This is a genomic window from Streptomyces sp. NPDC097129 (assembly GCF_055668065.1).
In genome coordinates this window covers 463,692-484,291 of sequence record NZ_JBVOQE010000004.1, presented here as the reverse complement: position 1 = coordinate 484,291, position 20,600 = coordinate 463,692, and the positions used below count along the sequence as shown (strand labels likewise).

The 20,600-nt window shown below is 72.0% G+C and carries 18 protein-coding genes; 11 read left to right on the top strand and 7 right to left on the bottom strand.

The window, feature by feature from the left end:
- Nucleotides 1-8: 8 nt before the first annotated feature.
- Complete coding sequence (gene glgB / locus AC0B9F_RS16055) at nt 9-2,384, top strand: 1,4-alpha-glucan branching enzyme (RefSeq protein ID WP_472002917.1); 2,376 nt, start codon at nt 9-11, stop codon at nt 2,382-2,384.
- 239 nt (nt 2,385-2,623) lie between these two features.
- Here glgB and AC0B9F_RS16050 read toward each other — a convergent pair whose 3' ends face one another.
- From AC0B9F_RS16050 to AC0B9F_RS16035, 4 genes are all read right to left on the bottom strand, one after another.
- Nucleotides 2,624-4,855 carry a HelD family protein gene (locus tag AC0B9F_RS16050; protein WP_472002999.1) on the bottom strand — a complete coding sequence of 744 codons (2,232 nt, stop codon included), beginning with the start codon at nt 4,853-4,855 and terminating at the stop codon, nt 2,624-2,626.
- 176 nt (nt 4,856-5,031) lie between these two features.
- Nucleotides 5,032-5,364: a thioredoxin gene (trxA, locus tag AC0B9F_RS16045; RefSeq protein ID WP_472002915.1), complete on the bottom strand. Its 333-nt coding sequence runs from the start codon at nt 5,362-5,364 to the stop codon at nt 5,032-5,034.
- Nucleotides 5,361-5,789, bottom strand: a complete 429-nt coding sequence (locus AC0B9F_RS16040) for a MerR family transcriptional regulator (protein WP_472002913.1) — start codon at nt 5,787-5,789, stop codon at nt 5,361-5,363. The genes trxA and AC0B9F_RS16040 overlap by 4 nt, the downstream gene beginning before the upstream one ends.
- Before the next feature lie 29 nt (nt 5,790-5,818).
- Entirely contained in the window at nt 5,819-6,337 is a 519-nt protein-coding gene (locus AC0B9F_RS16035; RefSeq protein WP_472002911.1) for an Lrp/AsnC family transcriptional regulator, read from the bottom strand.
- 71 nt (nt 6,338-6,408) lie between these two features.
- On the opposite strand from AC0B9F_RS16035, the gene AC0B9F_RS16030 reads away from it, so the two are divergent.
- A complete protein-coding gene (locus AC0B9F_RS16030; protein ID WP_472002909.1) occupies nt 6,409-7,314 on the top strand; it encodes an NAD-dependent epimerase/dehydratase family protein in 906 nt (301 codons plus the stop codon).
- Nucleotide 7,315: 1 nt separating this feature from the next.
- A complete protein-coding gene (locus tag AC0B9F_RS16025) occupies nt 7,316-8,236 on the top strand; it encodes an aldo/keto reductase (RefSeq protein WP_472002907.1) in 921 nt (306 codons plus the stop codon).
- Between the two features lie 23 nt (nt 8,237-8,259).
- Here the strand turns inward: AC0B9F_RS16025 and AC0B9F_RS16020 are convergent, their stop codons facing one another.
- Nucleotides 8,260-9,033: a DUF2127 domain-containing protein gene (locus AC0B9F_RS16020; RefSeq protein ID WP_472002905.1), complete on the bottom strand. Its 774-nt coding sequence runs from the start codon at nt 9,031-9,033 to the stop codon at nt 8,260-8,262.
- 112 nt (nt 9,034-9,145) lie between these two features.
- Nucleotides 9,146-10,819, bottom strand: coding sequence for an MFS transporter (locus tag AC0B9F_RS16015; protein ID WP_472002903.1), 1,674 nt, complete (start codon nt 10,817-10,819; stop codon nt 9,146-9,148).
- 152 nt (nt 10,820-10,971) lie between these two features.
- Between AC0B9F_RS16015 and AC0B9F_RS16010 the strand changes: the two genes are divergently transcribed.
- A complete protein-coding gene (locus tag AC0B9F_RS16010; protein ID WP_472002901.1) occupies nt 10,972-11,592 on the top strand; it encodes a TetR/AcrR family transcriptional regulator in 621 nt (206 codons plus the stop codon).
- Between the two features lie 108 nt (nt 11,593-11,700).
- On the opposite strand, the gene AC0B9F_RS16005 is transcribed toward AC0B9F_RS16010, so the two are convergent.
- A complete protein-coding gene (locus tag AC0B9F_RS16005) occupies nt 11,701-13,098 on the bottom strand; it encodes a cation:dicarboxylate symporter family transporter (RefSeq protein ID WP_472002997.1) in 1,398 nt (465 codons plus the stop codon).
- A gap of 168 nt (nt 13,099-13,266) precedes the next feature.
- Here AC0B9F_RS16005 and AC0B9F_RS16000 point away from each other — a divergent pair, with 168 nt between their 5' ends.
- The 7 genes from AC0B9F_RS16000 to AC0B9F_RS15970 all read left to right on the top strand — a co-directional run bounded on the left by AC0B9F_RS16000 (nt 13,267) and on the right by AC0B9F_RS15970 (nt 20,581).
- Nucleotides 13,267-14,886, top strand: coding sequence for a sensor histidine kinase (locus AC0B9F_RS16000; protein WP_472002899.1), 1,620 nt, complete (start codon nt 13,267-13,269; stop codon nt 14,884-14,886).
- Nucleotides 14,883-15,617, top strand: a complete 735-nt coding sequence (locus AC0B9F_RS15995) for a response regulator (protein ID WP_472002897.1) — start codon at nt 14,883-14,885, stop codon at nt 15,615-15,617. The genes AC0B9F_RS16000 and AC0B9F_RS15995 overlap by 4 nt, the downstream gene beginning before the upstream one ends.
- A gap of 21 nt (nt 15,618-15,638) precedes the next feature.
- Nucleotides 15,639-16,547, top strand: a complete 909-nt coding sequence (locus AC0B9F_RS15990; RefSeq protein ID WP_472002895.1) for an amidohydrolase family protein — start codon at nt 15,639-15,641, stop codon at nt 16,545-16,547.
- Between the two features lie 75 nt (nt 16,548-16,622).
- Entirely contained in the window at nt 16,623-17,996 is a 1,374-nt protein-coding gene (locus AC0B9F_RS15985; protein WP_472002893.1) for an extracellular solute-binding protein, read from the top strand.
- Nucleotides 17,993-18,853, top strand: a complete 861-nt coding sequence (locus tag AC0B9F_RS15980) for a carbohydrate ABC transporter permease (protein WP_472002891.1) — start codon at nt 17,993-17,995, stop codon at nt 18,851-18,853. The genes AC0B9F_RS15985 and AC0B9F_RS15980 overlap by 4 nt, the downstream gene beginning before the upstream one ends.
- A gap of 8 nt (nt 18,854-18,861) precedes the next feature.
- Nucleotides 18,862-19,767, top strand: coding sequence for a carbohydrate ABC transporter permease (locus tag AC0B9F_RS15975; protein ID WP_472002889.1), 906 nt, complete (start codon nt 18,862-18,864; stop codon nt 19,765-19,767).
- A gap of 97 nt (nt 19,768-19,864) precedes the next feature.
- A complete protein-coding gene (locus tag AC0B9F_RS15970; RefSeq protein WP_472002995.1) occupies nt 19,865-20,581 on the top strand; it encodes a helix-turn-helix domain-containing protein in 717 nt (238 codons plus the stop codon).
- Nucleotides 20,582-20,600 lie beyond the last annotated feature (19 nt).

Genomic DNA, 20,600 nt, shown 5'->3' with positions numbered 1-20,600 from the left:
CTCCGCCCGTGACCCCCCGTCGACAGTCCAGCGGTTCGGATCCGAAGAAGGCCAAGAAGGCCGCCAAGAAGTCCGCGGCCGGGAAGGCGGTGAAGAAGACGGCCCCGGCCGAGGAGACCGTGCGGCAGGAGGCGGCACCCCGCCTTCCCGGCCCGGAGGTCACCGCTGCCGAGCCGGAGGTCACCGTCCCCGTGCCCGTCGCTCCCGCCCTCGACGACGGCGACCGTGAGCGGCTGCTGGCCGGGACGCACCACGACCCGCACGCGGTCCTCGGCGCCCACCCGGCGGCGGGCGGGGTGCTCGTGCGGGCCCTGCGGCCCTACGCCCTGTCCGTCACCGTGCTCGCCGACGGCGTGCGCGCCGAGCTGCACCCCGACGGGGACGGCTTCTTCTCGGGCCTGCTGCCGCTGCGCGAGGTCCCGGAATACCGGCTGCTGGTGGCGTACCGGGACACCGTGCTGGAGACCGAGGACGCCTACCGCTTCCTGCCCGCGCTCGGCGACCTGGACCTGCATCTGATCGGTGAGGGCCGGCACGAGCAGCTGTGGCAGGTGCTCGGCGCGCACCCGATGACCCACGAGGGCGTGGCAGGCACCCGCTTCTCGGTGTGGGCGCCGAACGCGCGCGGCGTGCGGGTGGCGGGCACCTTCAACTACTGGGACGGCACCGCCCTCCCGATGCGCTCGCTGGGCTCTACCGGGGTGTGGGAGCTGTTCGTGCCCGGCGTCGGCGAGGGCGAGCTGTACAAGTTCGAGATCACCCGGCCGGACGGCTCGAAGACGCTGCGCGCCGACCCGCTGGCCCGGCGCACCCAGGTCCCGCCGGAGACGGCGTCGATCATCACGTCCTCGGACTACGAGTGGAGGGACGAGGAGTGGCTGGCGCGCCGCCCCGAGGTGCCCGCGCACGAGGCGCCGTTCTCGGTGTACGAGGTCCATCTCGCGTCCTGGCGGCCGGGGCTGACGTACCGTGAGCTCGCCGAGCAGCTGCCGGCGTACGTCAGGGACCTCGGGTTCACGCACGTGGAGCTGATGCCGGTCGCCGAGCATCCCTTCGGCGGTTCGTGGGGCTACCAGGTCACCGGCTTCTACGCGCCGACGGCCCGGCTCGGCACCCCGGACGACTTCCGGTACCTGGTGGACAGGCTGCACCAGGCCGGCATCGGGGTGATCATGGACTGGGTGCCAGCGCACTTCCCGCGCGACGAGTGGGCGCTGGCGGAGTTCGACGGGCGGCCGCTGTACGAGCACTCCGACCCGCTGCGGGCGGCCCATCCCGACTGGGGGACGCTGGAGTTCGACTACGGCCGCACCGAGGTGCGCAACTTCCTGGTCGCCAACGCGGTGTACTGGTGCGAGGAGTTCCACATCGACGGGCTGCGGGTGGACGCCGTCGCCTCCATGCTCTACCTCGACTACTCGCGCGAGTCGGGCCAGTGGACGCCGAACCAATACGGCGGCCGGGAGAACCTGGACGCGGTGGCGTTCCTGCAGGAGATGAACGCGACCCTGTACCGGCGGGTGCCGGGCGTGGTGACCGTGGCGGAGGAGTCCACGGCCTGGGACGGGGTCACCCGGGCCACGCACCACAAGGGCCCGAGCGGCTTCGGCGGGCTCGGTTTCGGGCTGAAGTGGAACATGGGCTGGATGCACGACTCGCTGCAGTACGTGGGTCACGACCCGATCCACCGCAGGTACCACCACCACGAGATGACGTTCTCGATGGTGTACGCCTACAGCGAGAACTACGTGCTGCCGATCAGCCATGACGAGGTGGTGCACGGCAAGCGGTCGCTGGTGTCGAAGATGCCGGGCGACTGGTGGCAGCAGCGCGCCACCCTGCGCGCCTACCTGGCCTTCATGTGGGCCCACCCGGGCAAGCAGCTGCTGTTCATGGGGCAGGAGTTCGCGCAGGGCTCGGAGTGGTCCGAGGAGCACGGCCCGGACTGGTGGCTGCTCGACCCGTCCTACGGGGCGCAGGCCGATCACCGGGGCGTGCTGGACCTGGTCCGCGATCTGAACGCCCGCTACCGGGGGACGCCGGCGCTGTGGCAGCGGGACATCCACCCCGACGGCTTCCAGTGGATCGCCGGCGACGCCGCCGAGGACAACGTCTTCGCGTTCCTGCGCTACGACGCCGACGGCAGCCCGCTGCTCGCGGTGTCCAACTTCGCCCCCGTCGTACGCCCCGACTACCGCCTCGGCGTCCCCGACGACATCCCCGCCTGGCACGAGGTGATCAACACGGACGCGGCCCGCTACGGCGGCAGCGACGTCACCGGTCCCGACCCGGTCAAGCCGGAGCCGCAGGGCTGCCACGGCCGCCCCGCGAGCATCCGGCTGACGCTGCCCCCGCTGGCCACGGTGTGGCTGCGGCCTGCCTGAGCGGCGTGCGGCCTGCACGAGCGCCAGGCGGGCGACGGCGGCCGCGTCGCAGGCGGCGGCCGCCGCCTGCGGGCCGTCCGGATCACGCGGCTGCGCGCCCCGGGCGAGCTGCCGGGTGGGACCCCCTGGCCGACGCCTGCCGGAGGTTACGGCCCCTGCGGGATGCGCGTCGCCGGGCGCGCGCCCGCGGCAGAACCCCGCCGGGGCCGGCCCGAAGGGTCCGGACCCGGGGGCGTTCCTCACCGGGCCGCTTCGGCCATGCCCCGCGGCAGCTCCCCGGTGTGCAGGACACCGAGGCGCTGGGTGGCGCGGGTCAGCGCGACGTACAGATCGCTCGTACCGTAGCGGCCGGGCTCGACGACCAGGACGGAGTCGAACTCCAGGCCCTTGGCCTGGCGCGGGTCGAGCAGGACCACGGACCGCGTCAGGTCGGGTTCGGCGCCCGCCGTCACGCCGTCCAGCCGGGCGGCGAGACGGCGGTGCGTCTCGCGCGGGGCGATGACGGCGAGCCGGCCCTCGGCCGGGGTGAGTTCGGCGACGGCCTTCTCGACGGCGCCGGGCAGGTCGTCGGTGCCGCGCACCCAGGGCCGTACGCCGGTGGAGCGCACGGACTGCGGGGGCTCGAAGCCGGGGTGCTCGGCGCGCACGACGGCCGCCGCCACCTCCATGATCTCCGCCGGGGTGCGGTAGTTGACGCCGAGACGGGCGAGCTCCCAGCGGTCCTCGACGTAGGGCGCGAGGATGCCCTCCCAGGAGCCGACGCCGGCCGCCTCGGCGGTCTGCACCGGGTCGCCGACCAGGGTCATCGAGCGGGTCGGGCTGCGGCGCATCAGCAGCCGCCACGCCATCGGTGACAGCTCCTGCGCCTCGTCGACGATGATGTGCCCGAACGCCCAGGTGCGGTCGGCCGCGGCCCGCTCGGCGGCGGAACGGTGGTCGGCCTCCTCGTGGCGTTCGGCGAAGCGCTCGGCGTCGATGATGTCGTGCGCGGACAGCACCTCGGAGGACTCGGGGTCGCCCTCCTCCTTGTCCTCGAACTCGTAGGTCCGCGAGGCGTAGGACACGTCGAGGACGCCCTGCGCGTAGGCGATCTGCGTCTCGCGTTCCCGCTCGGCGCGGGCGCGGGTGATCCGGTCGTCCTCGCCGAGGAGTTCGGCGGCCTCGTCGAGCAGCGGCACGTCGGCGGTGGTCCAGGCCCGGGTGACCGGGCGGCGCACGGCGGCCGCGTCCTCGCCGTCGAGGTGGCCCTCGGGTGCGGCGAGGAAGTCGGCGACCAGGCGCTGCGGGGTGAGCACCGGCCACAGCTGGTCGACGGCCGCCCAGACCTCGGGGTTCTCGGCGAGCTCGTCGCGGATCTGGGTGACGTCGGCGGCGTCGAGCAGGCTGGAGCCGTCGTAGGGGTCGGTGCCGACGCGTTCGGCGTACAGCTCGGTGAGGGTGTTGAGGATGTGGCCCTCGAAGTGCTCGCGGGCCGCGTTGTGCGGCAGCTTGGCGGCGCGGGTCTTCTCCCGGGCGACGCTCACGAGCCCTTCGTCGAGCATGAGGACCTCGCGGTCGTGCTCGATGGCGATGACCGGGTCGGGCAGCGCCTGCCGGTCGCGTACGACGGCGGCGAGCACGTCGGCCATGTCGGCGCGGCCCTTGACTGCGGCCGCCGCAGGGGTGTCCGTGGCGGTGGCCTTCACACCGGGGAACAGCTCGCCGACCGTGGCCAGCAGCACGCCGGTCTCGCCGAGGGAGGGCAGCACCTCCCCGATGTAGCCGAGGAAGGCCGGGTTCGGGCCGACGATCAGCACCGCCCGCTTGGCGAGCAGCTCGCGGTGCTCGTAGAGGAGGTAGGCGGCCCGGTGCAGGGCGACGGCCGTCTTGCCGGTGCCGGGGCCGCCCTCGACGACCAGCACCCCGCGGTGGGGAGCCCGGATGATCTCGTCCTGCTCGGCCTGGATGGTCTGCACGATGTCGCTCATCCGGCCGGTGCGCGCGGAGTTCAGCGCGGCCAGCAGCACGGCGTCGCCGGTGGGGTCCTCGTGGCCGGTGCGCTCCTTGTCGCCCAGGTCGAGGATCTCGTCGTGCAGGGCGGTGACGTCCCGCCCCTCGGTGGAGATGTGCCGGCGGCGGCGCAGGCCCATCGGGGTGTGCCCGGTGGCCAGGTAGAAGGGCCGGGCCACCTCGGCGCGCCAGTCGATCAGGACGGGGGTGCGCTCGGTGTCGCTCTCCCGCAGCCCGATCCGGCCGATATGGTGGCTGGTGCCGTCGGTGAAGTCGATCCGGCCGAAGCACAGCGAGCCGTCCACCGCGTTCAGCGCGGCGAGCAGCCCGGAGCGCTCGGCGACGAGGATGTCCCGCTCCAGGCGGGCCTGCATGGGCTTGTCGCCCTGCGCGAGGGCGTCCTGGACGGCGGACTCGGTGTGCCCGCGCAGCGCGTCCACGCGCGCGTACAGCCCGTCGATGAATTCCTGCTCGTGCCGCAATTCATCGTCCGGAAATTCGGTGTTTGACAATTCCGCTCCCGCCCGGATATACTCTGCTCACTAAAGCTTCTCCGCGAGTTTCCCCAGGGAAGTCGCGAATGAACAAATATACCGAAAGAAATCCCCCGAGCACAATTGCTCGGGGGATTTCTCGTGTCCGGGGCGCCGGGCGCTGCTCAGAGCACGTCGTCGAGCTCCTGGAGCAGCCGCCGCTTGGGCCGGGCGCCCACCATCGACTTCACCGGCTCACCGCCGGAGAAGACCATCAGCGTGGGCGTGGCCATCACGCCGTATCCGATCGTCGTCTCCGGATTGCGGTCCACGTCGATCTGCACGATCTTGATCCGCTCGCCCTCCTCGGCGGCGAGGGAGCGCAGTACCGGTGCCAGCTGCCGGCACGGGCCGCACCACTCGGCGGTGAACTGCACCAGCACCGGCCGGTCGGCCCCCAGCACCTCGTTCGCGAAATCCGCGTCGGTCACGTCGGTCACACCCTCGACCTTGATCATGTCTCCTGCCCTCCCAGCTCGCACCGCGGCTCCGGACCGCCCGGAACCAGCGCGTCGGCGGCCAGCTCACCCAGGGCCCGCTCGGCCCGCGCCAGCTGCGCGGCGACGGTCGCGCGCACCCCGCCCAGCTCGCCGATCAGCGCGTCCAGCTCGGCCAGCTTGCGCCGGTAGACCGCCACCGACGCCGGGCACGAGTCCCCCTCGGGGTGCCCGGCGCGCAGGCACTCCACGAAGGGCCGGGTCTCCTCCAGCTCGAACCCGAAGTCCTGCAGCGTCCGGATCTGCTCCAGCAGCCGCACGTCGTGCTCGTCGTAGCTGCGGTGCCCGTGCTGGTCCCGGCGCGCGGGCAGCAGCCCCCGTGCCTCGTAGTACCGCAGGGTGCGCGTGGTGGTCCCGGCCCGTGCGGCCAGCTCGCCGATTCGCATGTCCGTGACCGTATGCCTTGACGCCGACGTCAAGGCAAGCGCGGCAGGAGCGGCTTGTTCACCACCGGGGAGGACAGCACGATCGAGGTGGTGGTCCGCCCGAGGGCCGAGATCTGCGCCAGCACCTCCTCCAGATGGCCGGTGTCCTCGACGGCGACCTTGAGGATCCAGCAGTCCTCGCCGACGACGTGGTGCACCTCGGTGATCTCCGGGCGGGCGGTCAGCTCCAGGGTCCTCGGGTGAGTGAGGGTGTAGCCGCCGTGCGGGTCGACCCGGATGAAGGCCTGGATGCCGTAGCCGAGGCGGGCGGGGGCCACCCGGGCGCCGTAGCCGGTGATCACCCCGGCCGCCTCCAGGCGCCGGACCCGTTCGGTCACCGCCGCCGGGCTCAGCCGTACCCGGCGGCCCAGCTCGCTGAGCTTGATGCGGCCGTCGCTCTGGAGCAGGTCGAGGATCTGCCGGTCGAGCGCGTCCAGGGCCACCGAGGTTTCGTTGGCGGCGGCGCGCGGATACCGCGGTTCTTTTGGTGCGGCGGCCGGAACTCCCATGCTTCCCCCTTCAACGCGGACGCTCGTACCGAAAGAATTATGGGCGTTGATCCACTCCGGGAGGGGACGGAATGCGTGAGGTATTGGTCATCGGCGGCAGCCGTTACGTCGGCAAGCGGCTCATCGGCCGGCTGCTGGCCGCCGGGGACCGGGTGACGGTGCTCAACCGGGGCTCCTCCCCGCCCCCGCCGGGCGTGCGCCGTCTCGTCGCCGACCGCGACGACGAGACGGCGCTGCGGGCGGCCCTGGGTTCGGCGGACTTCGACGCCGTCGTCGACCAGGTCTGTTACACGCCGCGCCAGGCGGAGACCGCCCGCCGGTTGTTCACGGGCCGCACCGGCCGGTACGTGCTGACGTCGACGGTCGAGGTGTACGAGTACGAGGACTCCGTGGCGCCCGTGCGGGAGGACGCCGTCGATCCGCACACGGTGGCCGTCGACCTCGAACTCCCCTGGGACGACGCGGCCTTCGTGGAGTCCCACTACGGCGAGGGCAAGCGGCAGGCGGAGGCGGTGTTCGCGGCGGCGCCGGGGGACCTGCCGTGGACGTCGGTGCGGGTGGCCCATGTGCTGGGCGGCGCCGACGACTTCACGGGCCGCCTCACGCACTACGCGGACCGGATCGCGGCGGGCGAACCGATCGCCGTACCGCCGGTCGGCCGGCCGGCGACGTACATCCATGTCGAGGAGATCGCCGACTTCCTGGCCTGGACGGTGGGGCAGGACTTCACGGGCCCGGTCAACGCGGCCTCGCACGGACTGCTCACCACGCAGGACCTGTGCGCGGCGGTGGAGGAGCACCTGCGGGAGGGCAAGACCGTGTTCCAGCAGGTGGAGGTCGGCCAGGTCTCCCCGTTCTCCTTCGCGCGCTTCTACGGCATGGACAACTCCCGGGCCGTCCGGCTCGGTTTCCCCTTCTCGCACGTACGGCGGTGGCTGCCGCGCGCGGTCGCCGAGACCCTCGGAAAGGACGGCTGACATGCGGATGCGACGGCTCGGTGAGCTGACGGTGAGCGCGATCGGACTCGGCGCGATGCCGCTGTCCCTGGAGGGCCGCCCCGACGAGGCGCGCGCCGTGGCCACCGTGCACGCGGCGCTGGACGCGGGCGTGACCCTGATCGACACGGCGGACTCCTACCATCTGCCGGGCGCCGCGCCCGGCCACAACGAGCTGCTGGTGGCCCGGGCGCTGGCGGCGTACGGCGGTGACACCTCCGGCGTGCTGGTGGCGACGAAGGGCGGCCGGGGCCGCCCGGCCGACGGCAGCTGGACGGTCGACGGCTCGCCCCGCCACCTCAAGGCCGCCGCCGAGGGCTCCCTGAAGCGGCTCGGCGTCGAGGCGATCGGCCTGTACCAGCTGCACAAGCCGGACCCCGCGGTCCCCTTCGCCGAGTCGGTGGGCGCCCTGCGCGAGCTGCTGGAGGCGGGGAAGATCCGGCTGGCCGGGATCTCCAACGCCACCGCCGAGCAGATCCGGCAGGCCCGCGCGGTCCTCGGCGAGCAGCTCGTGTCCGTCCAGAACCGCTACTCCCCCGCCGTGCGCGACAGCGAGCCGGAGCTGCGGCTCAGCGCCGAGCTGGGCCTGGCGTTCCTGCCGTGGAGCCCCCTCGGCGGCATCACCCGCAGCTCGCTGGACGGGCCGTCACGGCTGGAGGGCGAGCAGCGCTTCGCCGCGTTCCACGACGTGGCCCGGGAACGGGGTGTCAGCCCGCAGCGGGTCTGCCTGGCGTGGCTGCTGGCCCGCTCCCCGTCCGTGATCCCGATCCCGGGGGCGAGCCGCCCGCGGACGATCCGCGACTCGGCGGCGGCAGCGGACCTGGCACTGACGGGCGAGGAACTGACACGCCTGGACACGTCCGCGAACGGCGCCTCGCCGCACCCGCACGGCGTGGACCGCTAGAACGCCTGGACCGCTAGGCAGTTTCAGGACGCCTGGACGGCGACCTTCGCCGCCTCCTCCACTTCCAGCAGGGACTCGCTGTGGCGTTCCTCGTCGAAGGCCCGGCGGCCGCCGCGCAGGCCGAACAGGCGTTTGGCCAGGGCGATGTAGAGGACGGCGAGGACGTTCAGGACCAGCGTGGCGATCTTCAGCGCGCTGACGTGCTCGGTCAGTTCGTAGACCTCCAGCGGCAGGAAGGCCGCGGTGGCGACCACCGTCAGGTACTCCGCCCAGCGCTTGGCGTACCACAGTCCGACGGCCTCGACGATCTCGATGAGGGCGTAGGCGAGGAGCAGCCCGGCGACGAGCAGCAGGGTGGAGTGCCGGTAGCCGAACGCCTTCTGGATGGAGCCGACGACGGGTGAGTGGTCGAGGTCGTAGTGGAAGTGCCGGAAGACCGGCCGGAAGACGTCGAGGTTCTGGTCGAAGAGGCGGCGCACCGCGTCCTGGCTGTTGGAGAACTTCCACACGGCCGCCGCGACCAGCACGATGAACACTCCGCGCAGCACCCGCTCGATCGCGAGGAAGCGCAGGATGAACAGGTCCCGCAGCACCTTGCCGCGCGGCACCAGCGGCGCGTCGGTGGCCGGCCCGGAGCCGTGCGGCTCGCCGAGCACGAAGTCCCCGCAGCGCAGGCACCGCCACACCTCGCCGAGCGCGGTCTCGGCGTGCAGCCGCTCGCGCAGCCGGGGGTCGTCCGGCGCATACGTGACGTGGCCGCGCCGCGCGCACGTCCGCCGGTTCCAGTCGATGTTCATTCCCCCGAGCCTCCTGCAACAAGCGTGCCGCACCCGGTGATCGGCGCGGCACGCTGGACCCTGTCGTTCGGATCACTGAGCCTAGTGGAGGCGGTTAAGAGTTCGGTGAGAGTCAGCCGGTCTTGGCCAGCTGCGTCTCCTTCTCGTCGGCCGGCTGCTCCGCCGGCGCCGTGCCGCGGCGCGGCAGCAGCACCGCGACCAGGACCGTGCCGACACCGAGGATCACCGCGCCGACCAGGCTGGTGTGGGCGACCGCGTCGGCGAAGGAGGAGCCGACGGCGTGGCTCATCCGCCCGGCGCCCTCCGCGAGTTGCTGCGCCTGCGCCTTGAGCTGCGCGGCCTGCTGCGGGCTGCTCGCGTGCGCCGCCTGCTCGGCCAGCTGCCGCGCCTTGTCGCCGATGCCCTGCGCGACGGCGTACCCGGCGCCGACGGAGTCCTGCGCGGTGGCCAAGGTTCCGGCGGGCAGCTTGCTGCCCCGGGTGGCGTCCGCGAGGTGGCCGGAGTACGACGTGGCGAGCAGCGAGCCGAGGATCGCGATGCCGAGCGAGCCGCCCAGCTCCAGCGAGGTGTCGTTGACGGCGCCGCCCACGCCCAGCTCGGCCTCCGGGAAGGAGCCCATGATGGCGTCCGTGCAGGGCGAGAGGGCGAGGCCGATCGCCAGGCCGAGGATGACCAGGGGCGCCACGAAGTCGCCGTACGAGGAAGTGGCGTCGACCCGGGTCAGCAGGGCCAGCGCGGCGGTGCCGCCGACCATGCCCGCGCTGACCGTCCACTTCATGCCGACCCGCGGGGTGAGGTACCCGGTCAGCGCCGAGCCGGCGAAGACCGCGCCGGCCAGCGGCAGCATGCGCACGCCGGTGTCCAGGGCGTCGTAGCCGAGGACGAACTGGAGGTGCTGGGTGAGGTAGTAGAAGGCGCCGAAGACGGCCAGGAAGAACAGGGCGACGGCGAGGTTGGAGCCGGCGAAGCGGCGCTCGGTGAAGCGGCGTACGTCCAGGATCGGGCGCGGGTGGCGCAGCTCCCACAGGACGAAGGCGACGAGGGCGGCACCGGCGACGACGGCGGCGGTCACGGCCTTGGCGCCCCAGCCGAAGTGCGGCCCCTCGATGATCATGTAGACGAGCGCGCCGGTCCAGATCACCGACAGCAGACCGCCGACGTAGTCGATCCGGTCGTGGTGGCCCGCCTTGGACGGCGGGACGAGGACGAGGGCGGCGACGATCGCGACGGCCGCGATGGGCACGTTGATCAGGAACGTCGAGGACCAGCCGTGATCGCGCAGCAGCGCGCCCGCGACGACCGGTCCGGCGGCGATGGCGAGGCCCGCGGTGGCGGTCCACAGGGTGATGGCCTTGGCTCGCTCCTTGCGCGGGAACGTCGAGGCCAGCAGGGACAGCGTGGCGGGCATGATGAGCGCCGCGCCGACGCCCATCACGGCACGGGCGGCGATGACCGCCGTGGAGCTGCCGGCGAGGTAGCCGGCCACCGCGCCGCCGCCGAAGACGACGAGGCCGAGCACGAGCGCGCCGCGCCGGCTGTACTTGTCGCCGATCGCGCCGAGCAGCAGCATCAGCGCGGCGTACGGGACGGTGTAGCCGTCGATGACCCACTGCAGGTCGGCGCTGGACAGCCCGAGGTCACGGGTCATGTCGGGCGCGGCGACCGTGAGGGCGGTGTTCGCCATCACGATGACCAGCAGGCTCAGGCACAGGACGAGGAGCGCCCACCAGCGCCGGCGGTAGGGGCCCTCCATCCTCTCGACCGGTTCGTTCATCACGAGTCGCATGGCAGGGATCGCCTTCCTGGACGACAGGACTTGCACAGTGGAGTGCAGTTGCACAACCATGTGCAATGTACGTCCGTTGCACAGTGCTGTGCAAGTCGACGAGTCCGCCGCCGGGCGGCCGACGCCGAGCCGGCGTACGGGAGGAGGGCACAATGACTGCCATGACCACGGGTAACAGCCGCGCCGACGCCAACCGGCGCCGCATCCTCGACGTCGCCCTCGCGGAGCTGCTGCGCGACCCCGACGCCTCCATGGACCAGATCGCGCGCGCCGCCGGTGTCGTACGGCGCACGGTGTACGGGCATTTCCCGAGCCGGGAGGCGCTGATCGGCACGCTGGTGGACGAGGCGGTCCCCGCGCTGGCGGCCGCGCATGCCGGGGGCCGCGAGGGCGTGGACGACCCGGCCGAGGCCGTGGCCCGCTCGGTGCTCGCGGTGTGGGAGATCGCCGACCGCTACCGGCTGCTCGTCGCGCTCGCCCAGCGCACGGTCACCATGCAGGGCATCCGCGAACGCCTCACCCCGGTCCGCGAGAACAGCGTCCGGTTGCTCCAGCAGGGCCTGGACGAGGGCGTCTTCACCTCAGCGCTGCCGGCGCCGGCCCTCGCCTACGTCCACGAACAGATCCTCTTCGCCCTGATGGAGGCGGTGAACGACGCCCTGGTCCCCCCGTCGGAGGCAGGCCGCTCGGCAGCGGTGACGGTCCTCACGGCGGCGGGAGTCCCGGCGGGGCGTGCGGCGGACCTGGTGGCGAAGCTGGCGGCGGAGGCCTGAGCAACGAAAAAGGGGCACCCGGCAAAGGTTCAGGCGATGCCGGGTGCCCTGGTCACAGGCGGGGGTGCGGCCCGCGCCTGGTCACAGGCGGGGGTGCGGCCCGCTGTTCTACGCTGCGGCCAGCTCCTTCTCGGTCGCCGGCTCGGTCGCGGCGTCGTCGTCGAGCAGGGTCCGCTCGTCGAACGGCAGTTCCCCGGCCAGCACCGCGTGGACGCGCTCCTTGTCGATCTCCTTGGTCCACGTCCCCACCAGCACCGTCGCCACCGCGTTGCCCGCGAAGTTGGTCAGCGCGCGGGCCTCGCTCATGAAGCGGTCGATGCCGACGATCAGGCCGATGCCGTCCACCAGCGCCGGCTTGTGCGACTGCAGACCGCCCGCCAGGGTGGCCAGGCCCGCGCCGGTGACGCCCGCCGCGCCCTTGGAGGCGACCAGCAGGAACAGCAGCAGCGGGATCTGCTCGCCGACCGACATCGGCGTCCCCATGGCGTCGGCGATGAACAGGGACGCCATGGTCATGTAGATCATGGTGCCGTCGAGGTTGAAGGAGTAGCCGGTCGGAACGGTGATGCCGACGACGGGCTTGCTGACGCCCAGGTGCTCCATCTTCGCGATCAGCCGCGGCAGCGCGGACTCGGACGAGGAGGTGGACAGGATCAGCAGGAACTCACGGCCCAGGTACTTGAAGAACGTGAAGACGTTGAGGCCGGCGACGATCCGCAGCAGCGCCCCGAGGACGACGAAGACGAACAGCGCGCAGGTGGTGTAGAAGCCGAGCATCAGCACGGCCAGGGACTTCAGCGCGTCCACGCCCGCCGAGCCGACGACCGCGGCCATCGCGCCGAACGCGCCGATCGGCGCCGCCCACATGACCATCGCCAGGACACGGAAGACGAGCCGCTGGATGTGCTCGATGCCGCGCAGCACCGGCTGGCCGGCCGTGCCCATGGCCTGCAGCGCGAACCCGCACAGCAGCGCGACCAGCAGCGTCTGCAGCACCTCGCCCTCGGTGAAGGCGGACACGATCGTGGTCGGGATGATCCCGAGCAGGAACGTGGTGGTGTCCTTGGCCTCGGCGTCGACCTGCGCGTGCCCGACGCTCTTGACCGCGTCGGTGACGGCGAGGCTCGAACCGGGCTCCAGGATGTTGCCGACGACCAGGCCGATCGCGAGGGCGACCAGGGACATGACGAGGAAGTAGACCAGGGCGATGCCGCCCACCGCGCCGACCTTGGCGGCCTTGCGGACCGAGCCGATGCCGAGCACGATCGTGCAGAAGATGATCGGCGAGATCATCATCTTGATCAGGTTCACGAAACCCGTGCCGATGGGCTTCAGCTCGACCGCGAAGCCGGGTGCGGCGAGCCCGACGACGATGCCGAGGGCGACCGCGACGATCACCGCGATGTACAGGTAGTGGGTGCGGTCCCGCTTCACAGCGGGCGCGGCAGGTGCCGTTGGGGATGTGCTGGCGGCCACGGCTGCCCTCCTTGACGTCTTCGTCGGCATCACCGGCGTGCGGCTCACGTCCGGGCGTTTTGGGGATTGCCGTGACTATCTCCCGCCCCTGTGAGAGCGGTCACCCTTCCGTTCATTGAGTTCACCGCCGGACGTTCATTGAGTTCACCGCCGGACGTCCGTTTAGTTCACGGTCCGGCCAAGAGGCAGACTGACGGCATGCGCCTCACCCTGCCCAGACCCCGCAGCCTGGCGGGACAGCTGTTCGCCATGCAGGCCGTGCTGCTCGCGCTCGTGGTGGCCGGGTACGCGCTGTTCAGCTACGTCAGCGACCGCAGCCAGGCCGAGCAGGCGGCCGGCCGGCAGGCCACTGCGGTGGCCCGGTCGGTGGCCGACGCGCCCTCGGTGCGGTCGGCGGTCCGCGGCCCCGATCCGACGGCCCAGCTCCAGCCGTACGCGCTGCGGATCATGCGGGACACCGACGTCGACTTCGTCACGATCATGAACCCGCGGGGCATCCGCTGGACCCACCCCGACCCGAACCAGATCGGCAGGCCCTTCCTCGGCAACACCGCCCGCGCCCTGCACGGCGAGACGTTCACCGAGACCTACACCGGCACCCTCGGCCCCTCGGTCCGCGCGGTCACGCCCGTCGAGGACGACGACAAGCGGATCGTCGCCCTGGTCAGCGCCGGCATCCGGGTGGAGGCGATCAGCGCCCGGGTGCAGGACCAGGTGACGGCGCTGCTCGGCGTCGCGGCCGGGGTGCTGGCGCTCGGCGCGATCGGCACGTACGTCATCAACGCCCGGCTGCGCCGGCACACCCACGGCATGAACGCGGCCGAGCTGAGCCGCATGCACGCCTACCACGAGGCCGCGCTGCACGCCGTACGCGAGGGGCTGCTGCTGCTCGACGGGCAGTACCGTGTGGCGCTGGTCAACGACGGCGGACGGGAGCTGCTGGGGGTGAGCGGGGACGTGGTGGGCCGGCCGGTGACGCAGCTGGGGCTGCCCGCGCCGCTCACGGGCGCGCTGCTGGCGTCGGAGCCGCGGGTGGACGAGGTGCATCTGACGGCGGAGCGGGTGATCGTCGTGAACACCTCGCCGGTGTCGGGCGGGGAGCGCCGCGGCACGATAGTGACCCTGCGGGACGTCACGGAACTCCAGTCGCTGATGGGCGAGCTGGACTCCGAGCGGGGCTTCACGCAGGCCCTGCGCTCCCAGGCGCACGAGGCCGCGAACCGTCTGCACACCGTCGTGTCGCTGATCGAACTGGGCCGCGCGGAGGAGGCGGTGGACTTCGCGACGGCCGAGCTGGAGCTGGCGCAGGCCCTGACCGACCAGGTGGTGGCGGCGGTGAGCGAACCGGTGCTGGCCGCGCTGCTGCTGGGCAAGACGGCCCAGGCGAACGAGCGGGGCGTGGAGCTGGTGGTGTCGCCGGACAGCCGCCTGGACGACGGTCTGCTGCCCGCCTCCCTGTCCGCGCGGGACCTGGTGACGATCCTCGGCAACCTGATCGACAACGCGGTGGACGCGGCGCAGGGCGGGGCGGCGCCGCGGGTGACGGTGACGGCGTACACGGAAGGCTCCGAGCTGGTCCTGCGTGTGGCCGACACCGGTCCCGGGGTGGATCCCGACCACGCCGGCCTGGTCTTCCAGCGCGGCTTCTCCACGAAGCCGTCCGGTCCGGGCGGCCGCGGACTGGGCCTGGCCCTGGTCCGCCAGACGGTGCACCGGCACGGCGGCACGCTGACCGTGTGCGAGGCGCCGGGAGGCGGCGCGCAGTTCGAGGCGCGGCTGCCGCTGCGGGTGGACGCGGCGACGGCGGGCCGGGCATGAGCGGCGGCGCGGGCGGCGGCACGGCCGGCGGCGAGGCGGGAGCCGCGGGGCCGCCGATCCGGGTGCTGGTCGTCGAGGACGACCCGGTGGCCGCGGACGCGCACGTGCTGTACGTCGGCCGGGTGCCGGGCTTCGTCGCCGTCGGCAAGGCGCACACCGGCGCCGAGGCCCGCCGTTTCCTGGACCGCACCCCGGTGGACCTGCTGCTGCTCGACCTGCACCTGCCGGACGTGCACGGACTCCAGCTGGCCCGCACGCTGCGCGCGGCCGGCCACCACGCGGACGTCATCGCGGTGACGTCGGCGCGGGACCTGGCGGTCGTCCGTGAGGGCGTCTCGCTGGGCGTGGTGCAGTACGTGCTGAAGCCCTTCACGTTCGCCACGCTGCGCGACCGTCTCGTGCGCTACGCCGAGTTCCACGCGGCGGCGGGTGAGGCGAGCGGTCAGGACGAGGTGGACCGCGCCCTGGCGGTCCTGCGCGCACCGGGACCCGTGTCGCTGCCGAAGGGGCTGAGCGGCCCGACGCTGGAGCGGGTGACGGTGGCCCTGCGCGAGGGCGCCGGCGGCCTGACGGCCACCGCCCTCGCCGAGGCGGTCGGCATCTCCCGGATCACCGCCCGCCGCTACCTGGAGCACCTGGTGGACACCGGCCGGGCGCAGCGCAGACCGCAGTACGGGACGGTGGGGCGGCCGGAGCTGGTGTACCAGTGGGTGCGGGGCGCAACGCGGTGAGGACAGGGGTGGGAGCCGTACATGAGTGAGGAGAGCGTGGAGGTCCGTCGTTTCTGGGCGGGGCTGGGTCTTCCCGGGCTGGTGGACGTGCACACGCACTTCATGCCCGAGCGTGTCCTGCGCAAGGTCTGGGAGTACTTCGACGCGCGGGGCCCGCTGACCGGTGGGCTCGCGTGGCCGATCACCTACCGCGAGCAGGAGGAGGAACGGGCGTCGCTGCTGCGGGAGTTCGGCGTCCGCGCCTTCACCTCGATGCTCTACCCGCACAAGCCGGGCATGGCGCGCTGGCTGAACGAGTGGGCGGCCGACTTCGCCCGCCGCACACCCGACTGCCTGCACACCGCCACCCTCCACCCCGAGCCGGGCGTCGACGCCTATGTCCGCGAGGCCGTGGAGGCGGGTGCGCGGGTGTTCAAGGCGCATGTCCAGGTGGGGGGCTACGACCCGGCGGACGCGCTTCTCGACCCGGCCTGGGGGCTGCTCGCCGAGGCCGGCGTCCCGGTGGTGATCCACTGCGGTTCCGGCCCCGCGCCCGGCAAGCACACCGGACCCGGCCCGGTCGCGCGCGTCCTGGCCCGGCACCCGTCGCTGCGGCTGATCGTCGCGCACCTGGGGATGCCCGAGTACGAGGAGTTCCTCGGCCTCGCCGAACGGTACGGGCAGGTGCGGCTGGACACGACGATGGCGTTCACCGACTTCACCGAACGGCTCATGCCCTTCCCCCGGCGGGCCCTCCCCCGCCTGGCCGCCCTCGGCGACCGTGTCCTGCTCGGCTCCGACTTCCCGAACATCCCCTACTCCTACGCGCACCAGCTCCGGGCGCTGGAACGGCTGGACCTCGGCCGGGAGTGGCTGCGGGCGGTGTGCCACGACAACGCGGCCGCTCTGTTCGGGCTGCCGCCGGGCGGCGAACCCCCGCACACGCATTGACCTGACTAGACCACTCAACTTACCTTCGCACCGCAGCAATCTCCGCGTCACAGCCTCGTGAGCCCGCTGGAGGTCATGCCCGTGCGCCCCGCCGCCGCCGTCTCCTCGCTCCTGACCACCGTCCTCGCCGCCACCGCGCTCACCGCGTGCGGGGGCGGGTCGGGCAGCGGTCCCGACACCGTCAAGGTCTCCTTCAAGCAGTCGACGGACAACTCCGTCCATGTGATGGACGGCTATCTCGCCGACGTCAAGAAGCAGTTCGAGAAGAGCCACCCCGGCAAGAAGGTCGAGCTCGTCCCCATCAAGGCGCCGGACTCGGAGTACTACACCAAGCTCCAGCAGATGCTCCGCTCGCCCAAGACCGCGCCCGATCTGGTCTATGAGGACACGTTCCTCATCAACTCCGACATCACCAGCGGGTACTTGAAGCCGCTGGACGCCTATCTCGCCAAGTGGCCGGACTGGCAGCAGTTCATGGACACCGCCCGGGCCGCGGCCAAGGGGCAGGACGGCAAGACGTACGGCGTCCCGGACGGGACCGACACCCGCGGGCTCTGGTACGACAAGGGCGTCTTCGCCAAGGCCGGTCTGCCGGTGCCCTGGCAGCCGAAGACGTGGGACGACGTGCTCGCCGCCGCGCGCACCATCAAGCGGAAGGTCCCCGGCGTCACCCCGCTCAACGTCTACACGGGCAAGCCGGCCGGTGAGGCCGCCACCATGCAGGGTTTCGAGATGCTGCTGTACGGCACGGGCGACGGCCGCACCGATCCGCTGTACGACGCCGGGAGCAGGAAGTGGGTCGCCGGCGGTCAGGGCTTCAAGGACGCGCTCTCCTTCGTCGAGACCGTCTACCGGGAGAACCTCGGGCCGGACGTCTCCACCGCCCTCGACCCGAACATCCAGACCATCGTCCGCGGCGAGCTGCTGCCCCAGGGCAAGCTGGGCATCGACCTCGACGGGTCCTGGCTGCCGCAGGACTGGCTGCCCGGGGCCGGGCACGAGTGGCCCGAGTGGTCGCGCAAGCTGGGTCTCGCCCCCATGCCGACCCAGCACGGGCAGGCGCCCGGCAGGGTGAGCATGTCCGGCGGCTGGACCTGGGCCGTACCGGCCAAGGCCGGCAACCCCGGCCTCGCCTTCGAGTTCGTCAAGACGATGCAGACCAAGGCGAACGCGCAGAAGTGGTACATCGCCAACTCCGGTATCGCCGTGCGCAAGGACGTGGCGAGCGATCCCGCGTACGTCGGCGCCCAGCCCGGCATCAAGTTCTTCACCGACCTCGTCGCCTCCACCCACTACCGGCCCGCCTACCCGGCGTATCCGAAGGTGTCCACGGCGATCCAGGAGGCGATGGAGTCCGTGACGACGGGGGACGCGGGCGTCGAGAAGGCCGCGGCCGGCTACGACGACGCCCTGAAGGACGTCACCGGCGGCCAAGTGGTCGAGAAATGACCGCGCGGCTCCTTCCGCGCACGCTGCCCCTGCTGCCCGCCCTGGCCCTGCTGCTGCTCTTCCTCGCCGGGCCGATCGCCTACTGCGCGTACATCGCCTTCACCGACCTCCAGCTCACCGGCCAGGCGCACTCCTCCTTCGTCGGCCTCGACAACTTCCGCCGGGCCTTCCACGACGAGGAGTTCCTCAACGCCGTCTGGCTGACGCTCGTCTTCACCGTGGTGTCGTCGCTGCTCGGGCAGAACACGCTGGGGCTGGCGCTGGCCGCGCTGATGCGGCGGGCGTCGAAGCCGGTGCGCACGCTCACCGGGGGGATCGTGGTCACGGCGTGGGTGCTGCCGGAGGTGGTGGCCGGGTTCCTGCTGTACGCCTTCTTCCGCAAGGAGGGCACGCTCGACGCCATCCTCCGCGCCCTGCATCTGCCGTCGCAGAACTGGCTGTTCACGCTGCCCATCCTCGCCGTGTCCTTCGCCAACGTCTGGCGCGGCACGGCGTTCTCCATGCTCGTGTACTCCGCCGCCCTCGCCGAGATCCCGCAGGAGATCACCGAGGCCGCCGAGGTCGACGGGGCGAGCGGCCCGCGCCGGCTGTGGCACATCACCCTGCCGATGATCCGGCGGTCCATCGGGACCAATCTGATGCTCAACACGCTGCAGACGCTGTCCGTGTTCGGGCTGATCTGGGTGATGACCCGGGGCGGCCCCGGCGGCCGCAGCCAGACGCTGCCGCTGTTCATGTACGAGCAGGCGTTCCAGAACAGCATGATCGGCTACGGCACGGCGGTCGCCCTGCTGCTGCTCGTCGTCGGCTCGCTGTTCTCCGTGGTGTATCTGCGGCTGCTGCGGACGGAGGTGTGACCCCGACGATGTCCCGGACCGCCACTCCCCGCCGCACCCCCGTGACCCGCACCCTCGCCTCCCGCCGCACCCCCGTGACCCGTACCCTCGCCTCCCGTCGTGCCGCCCGGCGGCTCGCCGCCGATCTCGGGCTGCTCGTCGTGGCCGCCGCCTTCTGCCTGCCGCTGGCCTGGGTCGTGCTGTCGTCCGTCGATCCGCACGCCGATCTGCGGGTGAAGGCGCCCGACGGGGTCACCCTCGGCAACTTCGACGCGATCCTCACCGCCGACATCACCTTCACCCCGCTGCTCAACAGCCTGATCCTGTGCGGCGGCGCGACCGCGCTGACCGTGGTGTGCGCCGCGCTCGCCGCCTACCCGCTGTCCCGGTTCCGCTCCCGGTTCAACCGGCCGTTCCTGCTGTCGATCCTGTTCGCGACGAGCCTGCCGATCACGGCCGTGATGGTGCCGGTGTACGCCCTGTTCGTGCAGGTGAACCTGATCGACACCATGCAGGGAACGATCTTCTTCTTCGCCGCCTCGCAGCTGCCCTTCGCGATCTGGCTGATGAAGAACTTCATGGACGGCGTGCCGAAGGAGCTGGAGGAGGCCGCCTGGACGGACGGGGCGTCGTCGCTCCAGTCCCTCGTCCGGATCGTGCTGCCGCTGATGGGTCCGGGACTTTCCGTGGTGACCGTGTTTTCGTTCGTGATGATGTGGGGCAACTTCTTCGTACCGTTCATGCTGCTGCTCACCCCCGAGCAGATGCCGGCGTCGGTGAGCATCAACGAGTTCTTCGGCAACCGGGGCATGGTCGCCTACGGACAGCTGGCCGCGTTCTCGGTGGTGTACTCGACGCCGGTGATCCTGCTGTACGTGCTGATCGCGCGGCGGCTGGGCGGAGGTTTCGCCCTGGCGGGGGCGGTCAAGGGGTGACACGTGCCGCAAACGGTAAACCTACGGAAACGTAGGTTCCTACAATCCGTGATCCTGTCCGAACCCACCGTAGTCACGCCTTGAGCGCCGCTCTATGTTGTGGCGGGTGCGCCATCCCTCTACTCCCTCGAACCAGCCCGGCCCCCCGTTCGACGCCCTGGCCGCCCGCCGGCTGCGCGCGGCCCTCGGCATGGGCCCCGAGCACGTCGCCCACGGCATGCGGGTCTCCTACGGGCTGCCGTACGTCACCCCGGACCTCGTCATCGCCTGGGAACGTGGCATGGCCCACCCCAGCAGCCCCGAACTTACCGCGCTGGCGGGCGTGTTGTGGTGTACGCCGGGAGAACTCATCGCCCGGCCGCGCACCCTGCGCGAGCACCGCATGGCCCGCGGCATCGCCCCGGAGGACGTCGCCCGGGAGGTCGGCGTCGACCTGCGGTCGTATCTGCGGATGGAGGAGAGCGGGGACTGGCGCGGCAACGAGCGCCAGTCGGTGGCGCTCGCCGACGTGCTCCAGCTGTCGCTGCCGGACTTCGTGTCCGTCACCGGGCGCGAGGAGCGCCTGGCCGAGCTGCTGCGCAGCGCGGCCTCCACCCGCTGGCAGGGGTATGTGCGCCCGGTGGCGAAGGTCGCGCCACTGGACCGCGGCATCCTGGAGGAGGTCCTGCAGGAGCTGCACGAGGACTACCAGGGCCACATGGCCGCCACCCTCAGCTGGGGCGGCGGCAGCAGCGACTCCAGCGCGTCGGGCCGTGCCTTCCTGGACGACATCGTGGACAACTTCTGGTCGGCCGTACGGAAGAGAACCGGTTAGGGCAGGCCCTATCACGCGG